Genomic DNA, 16,419 nt, shown 5'->3' with positions numbered 1-16,419 from the left:
TCGACGTATAGAAACGCTGTCTTTCCTTTGAAAAACAGCGCCGCTCTTCATTTATGGAAGTTTAGGTAAGGAGCGCTTACCCTTCTTAATTATCTTTTCCTGATGTGCATGTTGCTTCTGCACTTTGCAATGTATTCTTTAGCAGCATCGTAATTGTCATTGGACCGACGCCGCCCGGAACCGGCGTAATGGCGGAAGCGACTTCCTTCGCTTTCTCGAAATCGACATCACCGCATAATTTACCATTTTCGTCCCGATTCATACCGACGTCAATGACGACTGCTCCTTCTTTAATATGTTCGTCCGTTATGAATTTCGCCTGGCCGATTGCAGCAATTAGTATATCTGCCTGTTTCGTGAATGATAGAAGGTCCTTCGTTTTTGAATGGCAATATGTCACTGTAGCATCTTTTTGCAACAGTAATTGGCCCATCGGTTTCCCTACGATATTGCTTCTCCCGATGATGACAGCATGTTTTCCGGCGATGTCAATGTTGGAACGTTTCAGCATTTCCATAATTCCGTGCGGGGTGCAAGGAAGGAATGTCTCTTGTCCAATCATCATTTTGCCAACGCTTTGAGGGTGGAATCCATCTACATCCTTACTAGGATCGATTGCTTGAATGACTAGATCTTCATTGATATGCTTCGGCAAAGGCAGTTGGACTAAAATACCATGAATCGACTTCTCGTTATTCAATCGATCTACATGAGACAATAATTCCTCTTCAGTCACTGTCGCAGGCAATCTGATCAACTCTGATTTCATCCCTACTTCAACAGTGGACTTTTCCTTATTCTTCACATATGTCTGGGAGGCAGGATCTTCCCCTACGAGGATGACTGCAAGACCTGGTTTACAGCCAGAAGCTTCGAGAATACCTACCCCTTCTTTAATTTCTTCTCTAAGTTCTTTGCCGATTGCAATGCCATCTATCAATTTTGCGGACATCCGATTTCCCTCCATCGATTTATTTTTCTTCGAATTTGGATAGGACGCCGTTAACGAAACGGCCCGATTTTTCATCTCCAAATTGCTTACATAGCTCAACAGCTTCGTTCAATATAACTTTATGCGGCACATCTTCATGGTGCAGCAGTTCATAGACTGCCAATCTTAGGATTGTCCTTTCAATTTTCGGCAATCTGTCAAGCGACCAGTTTTCAAGTTTGCTTGCAAGCACCTCGTCCACTTCGTCTCGGTGTTCAGTCGTTCCTTTGACAAGTGATTCATAGAAAGGATCAATTGGCCGTTCCATTATATAAGTTATAGCTTCCTCGATCGACATATCCGTGTTATCCAATTGAAAAAGCGTTTGAACCGCCTTTTCGCGTGCTTCTCTTCGTTTCATTCTTTTGTCTCCTCCACTACTGTGTCTCTTGGGATTTATCATAGCATATTCAGTTGACGAAGATATAGCAGGACAAGTTGAAAAGCACCATCCAATGGACGATGCTTTTCAGATCATTCTGTTTCGGCGGGCGTATCGAAATCAATGCCGGTTATATGGACGTTCACTTCTTCTGTCTCAAGCGAAGTCATATTGTATACTGCGTGACGGATTTGTCTTTGAATCTCCGTCGCTACAGTGGGTATCGAGTGGCCATATTGGACGACACAATACACATCGATTACGAGTTTATCGCCGGTCCAATCAGTTTTGACACCTTTTCCGTGGAACACTTTGCCGAACTTCTCCGCAACACCAGTTGCGAAATTGCCTTTGGTTGTTGCAACACCATCAACTTCGTTCGTTGCAATACCAATGATGACTTCAAGTACTTCAGGAGCTAGTTGAACGCGTCCCAAAACCTCGTCTCCTTTTGAGCTCTTTCCTGCGAATGAAGGATTTGCCTTTTCAGCCATGCCACTTCTCCTCCCTCTCATATGCATTTCATACTCCGTCTTACTTCTGACCAACTTTACATTCCGTGCAGCAAATTATTTCATAACTGTATATTTCTCAAGGAACTTCGTATCGAAATCTCCTGATTTGAAAACTTCATGATCCATCAAATTCAGATGGAAAGGAATCGTTGTATCGACGCCTTCAATGATAAATTCGTCGAGTGCGCGCTTCATTCTAGCGACCGCTTCTTCACGAGTGTCTGCGTGAACGATTAATTTCGCCACCATTGAATCATAGAACGGCGGAATCGTATACCCTGTATACATTGCAGAATCGACCCTTACTCCAAAACCGCCCGGCGGCATGTACATTGTCACATTCCCTGGCGAAGGCATAAAGTTTTTCGCCGGATTTTCTGCATTGATACGGCATTCAATTGACCATCCGTTAATTTTAATATCTTTTTGACGGTAAGCAAGCTTTTCACCAGCAGCCACTTTCAACTGCTGTTGGATAAGATCGATTCCAGTAATCATCTCAGTTACTGGATGTTCCACTTGTATACGTGTGTTCATTTCCATGAAGTAGAATTTTTGGTTGATATGATCAAAAATGAACTCGACAGTCCCAGCACCTCTGTAGTTGACAGCCTCTGCTGCTTTGACAGCTGCTTCACCCATTTTCTCACGAAGTTTCGGAGTGAGGGCAGGTGATGGAGCTTCCTCGACTAGTTTTTGCATCCTTCTTTGAATGGAACAATCACGTTCTCCCAAATGGATCGTATTGCCATGCTTATCTGCAAGGACTTGCACTTCGACGTGACGGAACTCTTCAATGAATTTTTCAAGATACACACCAGGATTGCCGAATGCTGCGGCTGCTTCCTTCTGTGTAATCTTAATGCCTTTAACGAGTTCTTCTTCATTTCTCGCCACTCTTATTCCTTTACCGCCACCACCGGCTGTCGCTTTAATGATGACTGGGAATCCGATTTCATTTGCTACTTTTAAAGCTTCGACCTCGTCAGCGACGATACCTTCAGAACCCGGAACAATTGGGACGCCAGCCTGTTTCATCGTTTCCCTTGCTACGTCTTTAGTTCCCATTTTTGAAATGGCGTCAGCAGTCGGACCGATGAACTCAATATTCACTTCTTCACATAGTTCCGCAAAGCTTGCGTTTTCAGCGAGGAACCCATATCCCGGATGAATGCCATCACACCCTGTCAGCTTGGCAATGCTAATGATATTGGAAAAATTCAAGTAGCTATCTTTCGAAAGTTTCGGCCCAATGCAATACGCTTCATCAGCAAGCTCGACATGTAGAGCCTCGCGATCTGCTTCCGAATAGACCGCGACTGTTTGAATATCCATTTCTCTGCATGCACGGATGATTCTGACCGCGATTTCACCACGGTTTGCAATTAATACTTTTTTCATCTTTGTATTCCCCCTCAATTCTGTTTAACAAGGAAGAGAGGCTGTCCATATTCGACCAATTGACCGTCTTCCACTAGGATCTCCACGATTTCTCCAGAAACTTCCGCTTCGATTTCATTGAAGAGCTTCATCGCTTCAACTATGCAAACGATGGAATCTGATTTGACCGTGTCGCCTTTTTTAACGTAAGGATCCGCATCAGGGGATGATGATTTGTAGAACGTGCCGACCATCGGGGATGTTATTTTGTGCAATGATGGGTCGTTAACAGCGGCTGAAGAATCTGTTGCAGGCTCATTGCTTTCTTGTTTTGCAGGTGCTTGCACTGGCTGTTCATTCTTCGGTTCTTGTACAGCAGGCGCAGCTTGCTGAACTGGTTCTTCTTTCCGTTGTTCCACTTGTGCGGATGGTTGTTGAGTGTTCATTCCTTTTTCCAGTTTTATCTTTGTTCCTTCTGACTCGAATGTGAATTTTTCAATAGATGATTGATCAATTAATTTAATGATTTCACGGATTTCTTGAATTTTCAACATGACAATTCTCCTGACTCATATTTATTTACGTACCTCCTCCCTATTTTAGACGTTTTTCATGCATATTGAAACAGTTATACTGTATTTGCTTTGAATTAGGGCAAAATAAAAAGAAAAAGACCCATTTAGGGCCTCATATAACCTTATTCCATAAAGTCGACTTGGACGGTACGTGCATCTTCCCAACTCGTCAATACGTATTGTGTAATTTCTGCTGCCATTTTCGTGGAATGTCCTCCATCTTCTGCAATTACAGAGACATTTACTTTTCCGCCATCTTTACGTACGAATGCTTCCGGATAGCCAAGTGCTTTTAATTGAGTTTCCATTAATTCTTCAGCAGATGTACGTTTCGTAAGTTCTGCCATTTCATCGTATGCTGCACTTTTTTCTTCAGCAGTTGTATCGGGAGATTGCACTTTAGATAATAATTGATCCTTCAAGCTGCTTCTTTCATTTAACACTTGCATTCTCATCTCTTCGAATAGCATCGAGTCGGCATAGACTGTTTTTGTTTCTCCTTCTGTTTCTCCTGGAGTTGAAACGGTCACTGCATCGTTATCTCCGAAAATTGCCATCCCATCTAAATCCATTGGTTTTTCATTCTTTAAATAATAGATGGAGATGACCGCTACTAGACTTAGTAGAGTTAAGAACCAGACTGTTCGTTTATTCGCTTTCAACATATATCCCCCTTTTCATTTCTTCGACGACTATCTTATGTTCAGGCAATTGAAGTACTGTCGACAAGATTCGAATCAATTCGTATTTCGTTTTAGGATTGTCCGCCCCTTCTGCAACGACTAAAACTCCTTGAAGCGGATTCTTTTTTACTGCTGAGGATCCGGAGCCCGAAAAATAACCGGATAATGGGCTTGGCTCTTCTTTTTGATCGTAATGGAAGTGGATGAATACTTCCCCAATCCCTTCTATCTTCATCAATGCTTGTTCAAGTTGAGCTTCTTCCCGGCTCTCCTCCCCTTTCCCTTTTTCCCCTCCCATCGAACCAATCGTCGAATTGATGAAAATGATGAAGATCGCAAGCAGCGTTCCGATGAAGAGCATATGAGTTTTTCGTTTTGATTTTTGCATATGATCACCATTTCATCCCTTCAATGCGGATATGGTTCGTGTTATCTATGTTGCATATTATGCTTGTTCAGAAGAGGCTATGACCAAAAATTCTCGTGATAGAATGAATGATCCAAATTCCCATCGCCATTTTGACAAGCGGTAGAAATTCGTCCTCTTTCTCCTCAGGTAGAAATAATAATAAAATCGATGACAGTACCGTGATGAATAATACTCCTGTCAAAAACTCCTGCATACGACTCCTCATTTCACCGCGGTTATCAATTTGACAAGGATGACAGTAAACAAAGCGGTATAGATGAATGCGAAAGCGACGAGAAAGGATACTGCGCAAAGGACGAATAACGTCTTGCCGATATCATCAAGGACGCCTGTTATATCCTCGTTCGCAAACGGCTCGATGAGCGCAGCTGTCCAGCGGTATAGAAAGCCGGTCAACAGTGTCTTTAACGTTGGCAATAAGGCGACCGACCAAATGGTGATAATGAGCCACGCACCGATAAAAACGCTTGCACCAGATGAATATCTCCCGATTGCTCCTAAACTATCCGTCATAAAAGAACCGACGAGTGGGATATTCTGACTGATCAACTTCTTAATTGGTTCACTCGTTACACCTGTCAAAGCCCAGGAAATCGTTCCTCCCGCCGTAATGAATATGGAGTACGCCGCGACAACAGCTGAAACTAGGCCGATGAGGGAACCTCGCAGCAAGTCCGCTATCTTCGTAAATGGAATAGCGGGATGAAATCTTGAAACTATGTCAAACAGCATTGCTGCAGACAACATGGGAATAAGAATCTTGTCCGATAAAATTACTGCTCCATTGGCGAATAACAGCATTGCCGGCTGGAAATTCAGCATGCTGAATGAGCCTCCGGAAGCCAAAATACTTGCGGTCAACAACGGATAAATAGAAATGAACATCGTTGCAACCGTCTGTGTAATCGACCGGATCATTTGCAGATGTTCATATGCCGGGTATAGGACGACCGTTAACACGATGAAAAACAGAAAGGTTCTCGTCCATTTGCTGAATGAAGGAAAAAGGAAATCAAGTACCAACGCCATGAAAGTTGAGATGATGACAATGATGAAGCTGGATAGGACGGTTCCGAGTACAGATTCGATTAAAGGTATCATGGATTCTTCATCCGATCATTTAATGATAAATTTGGAGAGCGTGTCGAGCAACATTGATAACTGCGGGAGCCAGAGTGTCAGAATAGCGATTTTAATGGCTATATGTGCAATGGATGCAACGGATTCATAGCCGGCTTCGGCAACATGCTTCGATATTAATTCGGAGAAATAAAACAAAAAAACGCTTCCTATCAAAAGCTTGGCATAAGATCCTGGCAACGGTTCGAACAATTGCAAGAAGGTTTTTCCGAAAGGTAAGATGATCGTCACTCCGACATATGACAGAAAGAAGAAGAAGATGGCTGCGTATATGATCGGCTGCAAGCTCTTGGAAGCGAAAGACACAATTAACAGAAGGAGGTAAATGACGACCAGTTGAAAAAGCGTAACCATTAGAATGCTAAGGACAGCCACTGAAAGAACTCTGCAATTTCCGAAAAGAAGATTCTAAGGAAACGGAGCATTTCGGCGGCTATATAAATATAAGCTACAAAGAATAGGAAAAAAGAGAACTCCTTCTTACCGGTCTGTTCGAAAAAGACGTGAAGAAAACCGATGACCAATCCAATACCGGCGATGCGCAATAAATCATTCAATTCCAATTCGGGGTCCCCCTTCATGAACAACTTATGAAAGATTGTCGGGGAATATGATGGAGTTTCTGAGGGAAAATGGATTTAGGCAACAAAAAAACACCCCGTCCCCTCAAAGGAGTCGGAGTGCCCATTTTTTTATGCTCTTGAAACGTATTCGCCTTCTTCTGTGTTGATGATCAATTTATCACCAACGTTTACGAAGAATGGTACTTGAACGACTAGACCAGTTTCGAGTGTAGCCGGCTTCGACCCACCGCTTGCAGTGTCGCCTTTAATGCCCGGTTCAGTTTCAGTAACTTCAAGAGTAACAGTTGCTGGAAGTTCCACGCCGAGAATTTCGTCTTTGAATGAGATGATATGGATTTCCATATTTTCTCTCAAGTAGTTCAATTCCTCTTCGATTTGCGCTGAAGGCAACTCGATTTGCTCGTACGATTCATTGTCCATGAAGACATGGTCGTCACCGTTTGCATACAAGTATTGCATACGACGGTTGTCAATTTGTGCCTTTTCAACTTTCTCGCCTGCGCGGAATGTCTTTTCATTCACATTGCCCGTACGCAAATTACGTAGTTTTGAACGGACGAATGCAGCACCTTTTCCTGGCTTGACGTGTTGGAAATCAATGATGCGCCAAATGTCCCCTTCAAATTCAATTGTAAGCCCTGTTTTAAATTCGTTTACAGAAATCATGCTTTTTCCTCCATTGTCTTCGTTATAGGATGATAAGTTCTTTTGGTGAATGCGTTAAACGGACATTGCCGTCTTCTGTGATTATTATATCATCCTCAATACGGACGCCACCGATTCCAGGTAAATAAATGCCCGGTTCAACAGTGACAATCATGTTTGGCACAAGTACCGTTTCAGAACGGAATGATAATGCCGGACCTTCGTGCACTTCCAAGCCAATGCCGTGACCAGTTGAATGTCCGAATGCGTCCCCATAACCTTTTGACTTGATGTAGTCTCTGGCAATCGCATCTGCTTCTATTCCTGTCATACCCGATTTGATCTTTTCCAAAGCCAATTCTTGCGCTGCAAGAGTTACTTCGTAAATTTCCTTCATTTTTTCGGAAGGTTGACCAACTGCAACAGTCCGAGTAATGTCTGAAATATATCCATTATAAAGTGCTCCAAAATCCAAAGTGACGAGCTCGCCGGATTGAATTACTTTATCTGAGGCAACACCATGTGGCAATGCTCCGCGCTCGCCTGAAGCTACAATCGTATCGAAAGAAGATGAAGTTGCCCCTTGTTTTCTCATGAACATTTCAAGTTCGTTTGATACTTCAAGCTCAGTGACACCTGGTTTGATGAAAGTGCAAATATGAGCAAATGCATCATCTGCGATTTTTGCCGCTTGTTTAAGGATTTCAATTTCATCGGCGGTCTTTACCATACGAAGTTTTTCTACGATGCCGGATACCGCTTTCAGTTCCGCATCCACTTTGTCATTATATAATTCGTACGTGCCAAATGAAACATTATCTTTTTCGAAGCCCAATGTTTTAATTTTCATCTGCTCCACTTGGTTAGCAACTTCTTCGATGATCGTTTTTTCATGCTTGACGATGCGGAATCCTTGCACTTGCTCAGCCGCCTGTTCCGTATACCGGAAATCGGTGATGAACACTGCATCCTCAGCGGAAACGACTGCAACACCTGCACTTCCTGTAAATCCGGTCACATACCTTCTGTTATATGGATTCGTCACCAAGAGTGCATCTAAACCGTTTTCTTTCAATGCTTCCCGTAAATTTGCCAGTTTCATAGCTTTACCCCTTTTCTTCGGAGAAGGAAAGCTTGGAGTGCCAGCTCATAACCGCTAGTGCCGAAGCCGGACATCTGTCCTAGGCACACCGGCGCGAGCATCGAAGTATGTCTGAACGGCTCCCGACTATGTATATTCGAAATATGGACTTCGATGACCGGAACATCGACAGAAGCGATTGCATCCCTCAATGCCACGCTCGTATGTGTATAAGCACCGGGATTGAAAATGATTCCATCACATCTAGCATCAGCAGCTTCGTGGATTTTATCGATCAATGCACCTTCTACATTTGATTGATAAAATGAAATATCAACGAGGTGTTCTTTCGCAATGGATTGCAAATTGTTTTCGATATCCAACAAAGTTTCCGCACCATAGATCCCAGGTTCCCTTTTTCCAAGCCGATTCAAATTCGGTCCATTCAGAACGAGCAGTCTCACAGCTACACCATTCCCCTCACCATTTTCTTCCCCATTTTATCATATCGTTCCAGTGGCGCAACCTATTTATAGTTGTCAACCGAAAGTTTTCTTCATATATACAGCAGTGCCAGTAATGAACCTGCTGACAATTGCAATGGTTGAAAGAAATGGAATAGATAGCTTCTTAAGACCTTCCGTAAGACTTTGCGGTGTATAAATGATCCATTCAATGGCAACAGCCGCAATAATACTTATAGAAATGGCTGTTATAGCCGGTGGAATTTTTGAAGTGGCCCTGGAAAACGCATAGAAAATTCCAAAAGCAAGTAATAGGAAAATGAATAGCAATGCCCATTTCCATCCTTCATTTGAAGACCCGAATAATAACCACTTTTTACCCCAGCCGACAGGCGACCATTTAATGAAATTGAAAAAATGCAAGAATTTCAAAGCTCCCGTTGTGAATAAAGCCGCGAAGACCGTCGTCCATATCATAGTTTTAGTGAACATCTCGACTCCTCCTTACGATGAGTGTCGGAAATTAGGCTCTTTTTTAAACCTTTATGGTGGAGTCATCAACCATTTTTTTGTACAATAGTAAGATAAGTTATTTGTTATAATGTAAATTCAGTAAATCAAAATAAGTTATTCAATTGATAAGAGAAGGTGTTGGTTAACCCATGTCTAAAAAACAGCAACCGCCAGCATACGGTGGGCAAGCGCTCATTGAAGGAGTTATGTTCGGCAGTCGAAATCATACAGTGACAGCTATACGGCGAAAAGATGATTCCCTCGATTATTTCTATGTGCCTAAAGAGCAAAAGCCGCTCTCCATGAAATTGAAAAAGATTCCTTTTGTACGAGGGATTGTTGCATTGATTGAATCTGCAGGCATCGGTTCAAGACATTTGACGTTTGCGAATGAACGTTATGATGTAATGCCCGGAGAAGAAGTAGAAGAGAACGGAGAAGAAACTTCTAAGCTTGCGATGGTCATCGGCGTTGCCGCGGTCGGCGTACTTTCCTTTTTGTTCGGTAAATTCGCTTTTACCCTCGTTCCGGTCTTTTTAGCGCAAATGCTTGATTTCATTGCCCCTGGAAAGACGGCCCAAATATTGCTGGAAAGTTTTTTCAAATTGGCCTTACTGTTGTTGTACATTTCCCTTATCTCCATGACACCGTTGATCAAACGGGTTTTCAAATATCATGGGGCTGAACATAAGGTAATCAACGCTTATGAAAACGGACTCCCACTTACCGTTGAGAATGTTCAAGCACAGTCCCGCCTGCATTATAGATGCGGAAGCAGCTTCTTGCTCTTTACAGTGATTGTCGGGATGTTCATCTACTTTTTAGTTCCGGCCGATCCTTTTTGGCTACGGATTGTCAACCGGATTCTATTAATACCCGTTGTAATTGGTGTTTCTTTTGAAGTATTGCAGTTTACGAACAGCCTTCGCAACATTCCAGTTTTGAAGTATCTAGGATATCCGGGATTATGGTTGCAATTGTTAACGACGAAAGAGCCAGAAGATAATCAGGTCGAAGTTGCGATTGCCTCTTTCAATAAGCTGCTTGAAATTGAAGAACAAGGAATTGAAAATGTTGATATTTTGAAGTCGACAGACACAAAAGTACAAGATTCAACAGTTCCTGCAAATTAATAAAAGGAAGTGCCCTGAATAGTTAGGGCACTTCCTTTTTTTATTGGCTCTATTAAAGATTTTTACTAAATACATGGGCAGTTGATTTACGTTCCAGCCAAACGCTTTCCTGGGGGCGTGCGGTGAGCCTCCTCGATCCGCTTCGCTCCCCTGCGGGGTCTCACGTGTCACGCTGTTCCCCAAGGAGTCGCCGGCTTCCACTCCAATCAATTAACAGGATGCTTATAATTTCAATGATAATCGTGTTCGTTTGCAGTAGTTTATATTTCCTGCTTTTTGGTTTTTAAAATCTGCAACCAACCAAAGCCTACTGGCCCGCTTTCGAAATTAGAACGAATTCACTACCCTTTTTATTGGACCAAATATCTCAAACGATTGTTTTAAGTATCATAAGAAGATAGAAAAAAACAGGCGAAGAAAAACAATTGTTTTTCTTCGCCTGTTTTATTTTATTGACTTATAGAACAGGCCATTATTTAATTATAAACCACATTTCAATTGCGCATTACAGTTCGTGCATGTGTTGCATCCGCCCATTTCTTCCACAGTCCCTTGTCTACATACAGGGCATGTGTCGCCGACTTCAGAACCGATTGTAACGTTGGTCGAACGCAAGTCTTGAATCGTATTAACGAGTACTACTTTTCGTTGTTCAACTGTCTCTTCTACATAATTAGAGTCCATTTCGTTCTCTTCGGCTTTCAGCGTGAGCACTTGTGAGTCACGGCTACCGTCAACATACACAGTGCCGCCTTTCGCTCCGCCTTTATAAAGACGCTCGTAGACGCTTTCTACCTGCTCTACTGTATAGCCACGTGGAGCATTGACCGTCTTGGAGATCGAGCTGTCGATCCAGCGCTGAATGATGCATTGTACGTCTGCATGCGCTTCTGGCGCTAAGCTCATCGATGAAATGAACCATTCTGGCAAATTGTCAGAATCAGCTTCAGGATTACGTTGTAAGTATTCCTCTACGATGCCCGCTTTGACTTCGATGAATTTCCCAAGACGTCCGCTGCGGTAATAAGTAAAGGAAAAGTATGGTTCCAATCCAGTGGAAACTCCTACCATTGTTCCAGTAGATCCCGTCGGAGCAACAGTTAGTAGATGAGAATTTCTAATACCGTGTTCCAAAATAGCTTCACGGATATCTTCCGGCATTTTTTTCATGTAGCCTGTGTTAATATACGCCTCCCGAAGCGCTTTCGTTTCTTCCTCGGTATTTCCGATAAGGAATGGGAAGCTTCCCTTCTCTTTTGCGAGCTCGATTGATTCGCGGTAAGCAGTTGTCGCAATCGCTTCGAATACTTTGTCGACAAGTTCGTTGCCTTCTTCTGAGCCGTATTCTTTTTCACAATAGATCAGGAGATCGGCAAGACCCATGACGCCAAGTCCTACACGGCGTTCTCCGAGGGCTTGTACTTTATTTTCCTCAAGGAAATAAGGTGTCGCATCGATGACATTGTCCTGCATGCGGACGCCGACACGAACTGTTTCTTTCAATTTTTCGTAGTTCACTGTTTTTGTTTCTTTATCCGCAAACTCAGCAAGGTTTACAGCAGCAAGGTTACAAACCGAATATGGTGCTAATGGTTGTTCACCACACGGGTTTGTCGCTACGACTTGCTGGCCGTATGCTTTGGCGTTCGTTTCGCTATTCGCATTGTCGATAAAGAAAATGCCTGGCTCTGCGGAGTAAGTTGCACAAATATTAATGAGATCCCATAGTGCACGAGCTTTGATCGTCCGGTAAACTCGAACCTCATAACCTAGACGCTCCCATTCGCGCACATCACCAACTTTATGCCACTCTTCATTATAAGCCGCCATTTCTTCAGGTGAGTATTTTTCAACTGCCGGGAAACGGAGCTCATAATCGGCGTCTTGCTCGACAGCTTTCATGAAGTCATCTGTCAAAGTGACGGAAATGTTCGCGCCTGTAAGGAACTCTGGATTGTGTACAGAATATGTTCCTCCGTCACGTAGTTTCGTCTCTGCGTCTTTCAATATCGCTTCGTTGAAACCACCCATGCCCGGTATTGTGCGATAGTTGAGGATTCCTTGGTACATCGCTTCCTCTTGCGCAGTAAGTGGTTTGAATTTCAGTTTTTCATTTGCAAGCTTCTTGATCATTTCGTCTTCTGTATGTTCAAGAAGATAACGTAGAATCCTTGGATTCTGCATTTTCGAAATGATGAACTCGCAAATGTCAGGATGCCAGTCCGCCAGCATGATCATCTGGGCTCCGCGTCTCGAACCGCCTTGCTCGACAAGATGAGTCAATTTCGCTATATCATCAAGCCATGATACCGAACCGGACGATTTTCCGTTGACGCCTCTCGCAAGTGTGTTTCGCGGTCGTAATGTTGATCCGTTCGTTCCAACTCCACCGCCGCGGCTCATAATTTCCATGACTTGTTTTCGATGATCCGAAATCCCTTCCCGAGAATCCGGGACAAACGGCATTACGTAACAATTGAAAAATGTCACTTCTGTTTCGGAACCTGCACCATATAAAACCCGGCCTGCCGGGATAAAATTCAAATTAGATAATTGATTGTAGAAACGGCTGAATGACTCCTCGCGTTTCTCTTCTGTCTCTTCTACAAGGGCAAGACCGGTCGCATTCCTTTTGGCAATCTGCTCATAAAACACTTCAAGCGGTTTTTCAATCACTTCAAGCGGCCTTGTAACGACCCCATTTTCCTGCTCTTCAGGATTATCGATTGAAGTACGGTATTCCGGTTCGATCCAAACATCCGCTTTCCCATTCTTACTATCAAGAGATTGAATGAATCCTAGCCCGCGAGCCGGGAACTTTGGATCCTCCTTAACCGTTAGGACAACAAAGTCCCCAACCTTCAAAGTTTTCTTTTCAGTATCCTTAAATGAATAGCGATCGATCATGACAAGGCGAGAAACTCCGTTATGAACGATTTTCATATCTTCCGTAATCGGGTGCACTTGTGGAAATTTCGCAATATCCGCATTCAATTGATGCTTGTCCAATTTCGGCGTTTGCCCTTTTGAAACTATGACCATCCTTGCATCCTCCCTCTGTAATCGTTATAACCAAACACAACATGTTGTATTATGTACATTACCTAATCTACTATATCTTGAAACATCATTCAAGAACATAGATTTTTACATATTTACCCAAACGGCTTTACTAACATGATTTTCATTGAAAAATAGAACAAAAGGTCCATAAGTTACTTTCTAAAGGTCCAGTCTTTATTCGCATATTTTTTCTCTTCAATCTCTTTTACAAAAAGTTGTTGTTCTTCCGTTAGTTCCATTGGCTTAAGAACGATATCCAAAGCTGTTTCGAACCCTTCGGCGAATGCTTTGACGCATTCTTCCATAGAAATGTCCCGTTCTGTCAACCGATCAATAGCAACTGCTTTTTCAGGCAAACTTTTACGCATACGCTCTCTGCTTTCTTCAGAATCGAACTTGAACAAAGATACCAACTTATCTTCATCCAAACTTAACAGAATAGCTCCATGCTGCAAAATGACACCTTTTTGCCGGGTTTGAGCACTGCCAGCAACCTTTTTACCTTCAACAACAAGTTCATACCAGCTTGGCGCATCGAAACAAACAGCGCTTTTCGGCCTTCTCAAATTATCATTCTGTTCCTTCGTCGCCGGCAAAGAAAATTCTGCATGCAACCCAAGGTTTCGGAAGCCTTCTAATAGTCCTCCGGAAATGACCCGATAAGCTTCTGTTACAGTTTCCGGCATTCCAGGGTATTCTTCTGTTACGATAACGCTATATGTAAGTTCATGTTCGTGCAGGACGCCTCTTCCACCAGTCGGGCGGCGTACGAATCCGAGTCCGTTCTTCTCGACAGCATCCAAATCGATTTCTTTTTCAACACGTTGAAAATAGCCGATCGATAATGTTGCCGGCTCCCATTCATAAAAACGCAGCACTGGACCAATTTCTCCCCTGCTATGCCATTCCAACAACGCTTCATCTAGCGCCATATTATATGATGGTGAGCATTTTCCTGAATTAAGAAAACTCCAAACTGTCTTCTCCAAATCATTTACCCCCTTACCTGCAATGCATATCATTTTATCATTCCCATTGAACAAGTGCTACTCATTCTTTATAATGGAACTATAGAAAGAAAGGGGAAAATCGGTTGTGGATTATATTATTCTTGGAGCGGTAATACTCGCGATCATTTTGTATTTTGTTATAACGATGTTTCGTGTCAAAAAAGCTGTTACAAATTTAACACAAGAGCAATTTATCGAAGGTTATAGAAAAGTGCAGTTGATTGATGTGCGTGAACCGAAAGAATTTGAAGCGGGTCACATATTAGGCGCTCGTAACATTCCATACTCACAATTCCGTCAACGTTTTAAAGAAATCCGTCCGGACAAGCCAGTCTATCTTTACGATCAAAATGGAGGCAAGAGCTCCCGAGCAGCTTTATTTTTGAAAAAACGGGACTATACTCAATTGTACCAACTGCAAGGCGGATTCCGTACGTGGACAGGAAAAGTGAAAAGTAAATAACGATAAGCTCAAGTTTAAGTTCTTCCATTGGAGGAACTTTTTCTATATCATCTTGAATAGGAGCCATATATGGATAAACCAACTTTATTACCAGTAGATGAAATATTTAACAATGCTCATTCTAATTATGAAAATTACGCTTTCGTCATCCGGAAAATCATTGATACATTAAATAATCGAAATGAACAGCATTGGAAAATCATCCAAGCCGAAGAACTTATTTCGCACGCGGCATCTGTTATTGATGAATTAATGAAAAAAGGAAAATTACAATTCGAATCACTCGGTTATCTTTATGGCACACGGCCATCCGGGAAAGTGGAGAAGACGGAATCAGATCGATTGTTTGAATTGCGCGTTTCCGAAACTATCGAAAATCAGCTGTTCTATTTTCCGGAATACGATATCGCCTTTACACAAATGGTCTATTACGTTGATAGCGGTTCAACTTGGCCGGAACACCATATTTTCTCCCCCTCATCTGAAAAAGTGCTTCACTTCATAGAGTCTGTGAACCACTTGCAGCGGGAACAGATGAAACAGACGATCACTTATTTGGTCGATACTGAGAGTGGTGTAACTAAAAAGAGTTTCGAACATGAATATACAGTCGACAGAGACGATGTTTTTCTCGAAGATACGATAAAAAAAGATATTTATCGTTCTGTTGATGAGTTTTTCAATAACGATGGAACCTTTTACAAAGAATATGGGCTTCCTTATAAGCGCGGGATTTTATTGCATGGTGCCCCAGGAAATGGAAAAACAACTCTCGTTCGTTCCATCACCGGTACCACGACAGCTCCTGTGATTTACTGGCAAATTACAGAACATACGGGCAGCTATTCTGTTGAAGAAGTATTTAGCACAGTCGCGAGAATGGCCCCAGCTATCCTTGTCATCGAAGATATCGACTCGATGCCTGAGCATACACGCAGCACATTTTTGAATACGTTAGACGGTGCACGAGTACGAGATGGTCTTTTCATCATCGGGACGACCAATTACCCTGAGCGGATTGATCCGGCGCTAATCAATCGAGCTGGACGTTTTGACAGCACTTATGAAATACCTTCTCCAAACTTGGAAATGAGGAGAGCTTATTTAAAACAACTTGATATTAAGAAGCTTTTCAATGATGACCAACTCGATGAAATGGCCGTCAAAACAAAGGGATTGTCCATTTCTCAATTAAACGAATTATATATGTCAGTGGCGATGGGATATCATTACGACGGTAAAATTGTCTATGAGCGTAGAATCGAAGAGCTTCAGAAACAACATCGCCGGTCGACAAAAGGTGACTGGGAACAAAATGGTTCCATCGGTTTTTCATAATTAACCTAAAAAAGGAGAGCCCCAATCCG

At 42.6% G+C, this 16,419-nt stretch carries 20 protein-coding genes; 3 read left to right on the top strand and 17 right to left on the bottom strand.

Translation table 11 applies throughout. The annotated features are described in order from the left end of the window. Positions 1-85: 85 nt before the first annotated feature. The 15 genes from folD to AC0L13_RS07950 all read right to left on the bottom strand — a co-directional run bounded on the left by folD (position 86) and on the right by AC0L13_RS07950 (position 9,362). Positions 86-952 (bottom strand): bifunctional methylenetetrahydrofolate dehydrogenase/methenyltetrahydrofolate cyclohydrolase FolD, encoded by an 867-nt coding sequence (folD, locus tag AC0L13_RS08020; RefSeq protein WP_473645686.1) that lies wholly within the window; start codon positions 950-952, stop codon positions 86-88. A gap of 19 nt (positions 953-971) precedes the next feature. Then, positions 972-1,352: a transcription antitermination factor NusB gene (gene nusB, locus AC0L13_RS08015; RefSeq protein WP_473645684.1), complete on the bottom strand. Its 381-nt coding sequence runs from the start codon at positions 1,350-1,352 to the stop codon at positions 972-974. A gap of 113 nt (positions 1,353-1,465) precedes the next feature. After that, positions 1,466-1,867 carry an Asp23/Gls24 family envelope stress response protein gene (locus tag AC0L13_RS08010; RefSeq protein WP_440500645.1) on the bottom strand — a complete coding sequence of 134 codons (402 nt, stop codon included), beginning with the start codon at positions 1,865-1,867 and terminating at the stop codon, positions 1,466-1,468. A 75-nt stretch (positions 1,868-1,942) separates the two neighbouring features. Then, positions 1,943-3,289: an acetyl-CoA carboxylase biotin carboxylase subunit gene (accC, locus tag AC0L13_RS08005; RefSeq protein WP_473645681.1), complete on the bottom strand. Its 1,347-nt coding sequence runs from the start codon at positions 3,287-3,289 to the stop codon at positions 1,943-1,945. A gap of 14 nt (positions 3,290-3,303) precedes the next feature. After that, positions 3,304-3,822, bottom strand: coding sequence for an acetyl-CoA carboxylase biotin carboxyl carrier protein (gene accB / locus AC0L13_RS08000; protein ID WP_473645678.1), 519 nt, complete (start codon positions 3,820-3,822; stop codon positions 3,304-3,306). 143 nt (positions 3,823-3,965) lie between these two features. After that, on the bottom strand, positions 3,966-4,505 hold the full coding sequence (locus AC0L13_RS07995; RefSeq protein WP_473645675.1) for a SpoIIIAH-like family protein: 540 nt from the start codon (positions 4,503-4,505) through the stop codon (positions 3,966-3,968). Next, positions 4,492-4,914, bottom strand: a complete 423-nt coding sequence (locus tag AC0L13_RS07990; RefSeq protein ID WP_473645672.1) for a hypothetical protein — start codon at positions 4,912-4,914, stop codon at positions 4,492-4,494. Before AC0L13_RS07990 ends, AC0L13_RS07995 begins: the two co-directional genes overlap by 14 nt. A gap of 67 nt (positions 4,915-4,981) precedes the next feature. Continuing rightward, positions 4,982-5,149, bottom strand: a complete 168-nt coding sequence (locus AC0L13_RS07985; RefSeq protein WP_473645671.1) for a hypothetical protein — start codon at positions 5,147-5,149, stop codon at positions 4,982-4,984. Positions 5,150-5,157: 8 nt separating this feature from the next. After that, positions 5,158-6,057 (bottom strand): stage III sporulation protein AE, encoded by a 900-nt coding sequence (locus tag AC0L13_RS07980; protein WP_473645668.1) that lies wholly within the window; start codon positions 6,055-6,057, stop codon positions 5,158-5,160. A 15-nt stretch (positions 6,058-6,072) separates the two neighbouring features. Then, positions 6,073-6,471 (bottom strand): SpoIIIAC/SpoIIIAD family protein, encoded by a 399-nt coding sequence (locus tag AC0L13_RS07975; protein WP_473645665.1) that lies wholly within the window; start codon positions 6,469-6,471, stop codon positions 6,073-6,075. Next, the gene (locus tag AC0L13_RS07970; RefSeq protein ID WP_060209461.1) at positions 6,450-6,659 is read right to left on the bottom strand and encodes a SpoIIIAC/SpoIIIAD family protein; all 210 of its coding nucleotides are present in this window, start codon (positions 6,657-6,659) and stop codon (positions 6,450-6,452) included. Before AC0L13_RS07970 ends, AC0L13_RS07975 begins: the two co-directional genes overlap by 22 nt. Before the next feature lie 129 nt (positions 6,660-6,788). Next, on the bottom strand, positions 6,789-7,346 hold the full coding sequence (gene efp, locus AC0L13_RS07965) for an elongation factor P (protein ID WP_473645662.1): 558 nt from the start codon (positions 7,344-7,346) through the stop codon (positions 6,789-6,791). Positions 7,347-7,368: 22 nt separating this feature from the next. After that, on the bottom strand, positions 7,369-8,427 hold the full coding sequence (locus AC0L13_RS07960; RefSeq protein ID WP_473645660.1) for a M24 family metallopeptidase: 1,059 nt from the start codon (positions 8,425-8,427) through the stop codon (positions 7,369-7,371). Continuing rightward, the gene (gene aroQ, locus AC0L13_RS07955; protein WP_473645658.1) at positions 8,424-8,870 is read right to left on the bottom strand and encodes a type II 3-dehydroquinate dehydratase; all 447 of its coding nucleotides are present in this window, start codon (positions 8,868-8,870) and stop codon (positions 8,424-8,426) included. Before aroQ ends, AC0L13_RS07960 begins: the two co-directional genes overlap by 4 nt. Before the next feature lie 75 nt (positions 8,871-8,945). Then, a complete protein-coding gene (locus tag AC0L13_RS07950; RefSeq protein WP_473645656.1) occupies positions 8,946-9,362 on the bottom strand; it encodes a hypothetical protein in 417 nt (138 codons plus the stop codon). A 170-nt stretch (positions 9,363-9,532) separates the two neighbouring features. Here AC0L13_RS07950 and AC0L13_RS07945 point away from each other — a divergent pair, with 170 nt between their 5' ends. After that, entirely contained in the window at positions 9,533-10,516 is a 984-nt protein-coding gene (locus AC0L13_RS07945) for a DUF1385 domain-containing protein (RefSeq protein WP_473645654.1), read from the top strand. A 480-nt stretch (positions 10,517-10,996) separates the two neighbouring features. On the opposite strand, the gene AC0L13_RS07940 is transcribed toward AC0L13_RS07945, so the two are convergent. Continuing rightward, complete coding sequence (locus AC0L13_RS07940; protein ID WP_473645651.1) at positions 10,997-13,558, bottom strand: vitamin B12-dependent ribonucleotide reductase; 2,562 nt, start codon at positions 13,556-13,558, stop codon at positions 10,997-10,999. Positions 13,559-13,731: 173 nt separating this feature from the next. Further along, positions 13,732-14,601 carry a lipoate--protein ligase family protein gene (locus AC0L13_RS07935; protein ID WP_473645649.1) on the bottom strand — a complete coding sequence of 290 codons (870 nt, stop codon included), beginning with the start codon at positions 14,599-14,601 and terminating at the stop codon, positions 13,732-13,734. A 133-nt stretch (positions 14,602-14,734) separates the two neighbouring features. Here AC0L13_RS07935 and AC0L13_RS07930 point away from each other — a divergent pair, with 133 nt between their 5' ends. Continuing rightward, the gene (locus tag AC0L13_RS07930; RefSeq protein ID WP_440500705.1) at positions 14,735-15,052 is read left to right on the top strand and encodes a rhodanese-like domain-containing protein; all 318 of its coding nucleotides are present in this window, start codon (positions 14,735-14,737) and stop codon (positions 15,050-15,052) included. A gap of 69 nt (positions 15,053-15,121) precedes the next feature. Next, positions 15,122-16,390: an AAA family ATPase gene (locus tag AC0L13_RS07925; RefSeq protein ID WP_473645646.1), complete on the top strand. Its 1,269-nt coding sequence runs from the start codon at positions 15,122-15,124 to the stop codon at positions 16,388-16,390. The last annotated feature ends 29 nt before the right edge of the window (positions 16,391-16,419 follow it).

It is taken from the genome of Sporosarcina sp. QA0331, assembly GCF_055808055.1.
The sequence above is the reverse complement of the archived record's forward strand: the minus strand, read 5'-3'. Positions and strand labels throughout refer to the sequence as shown.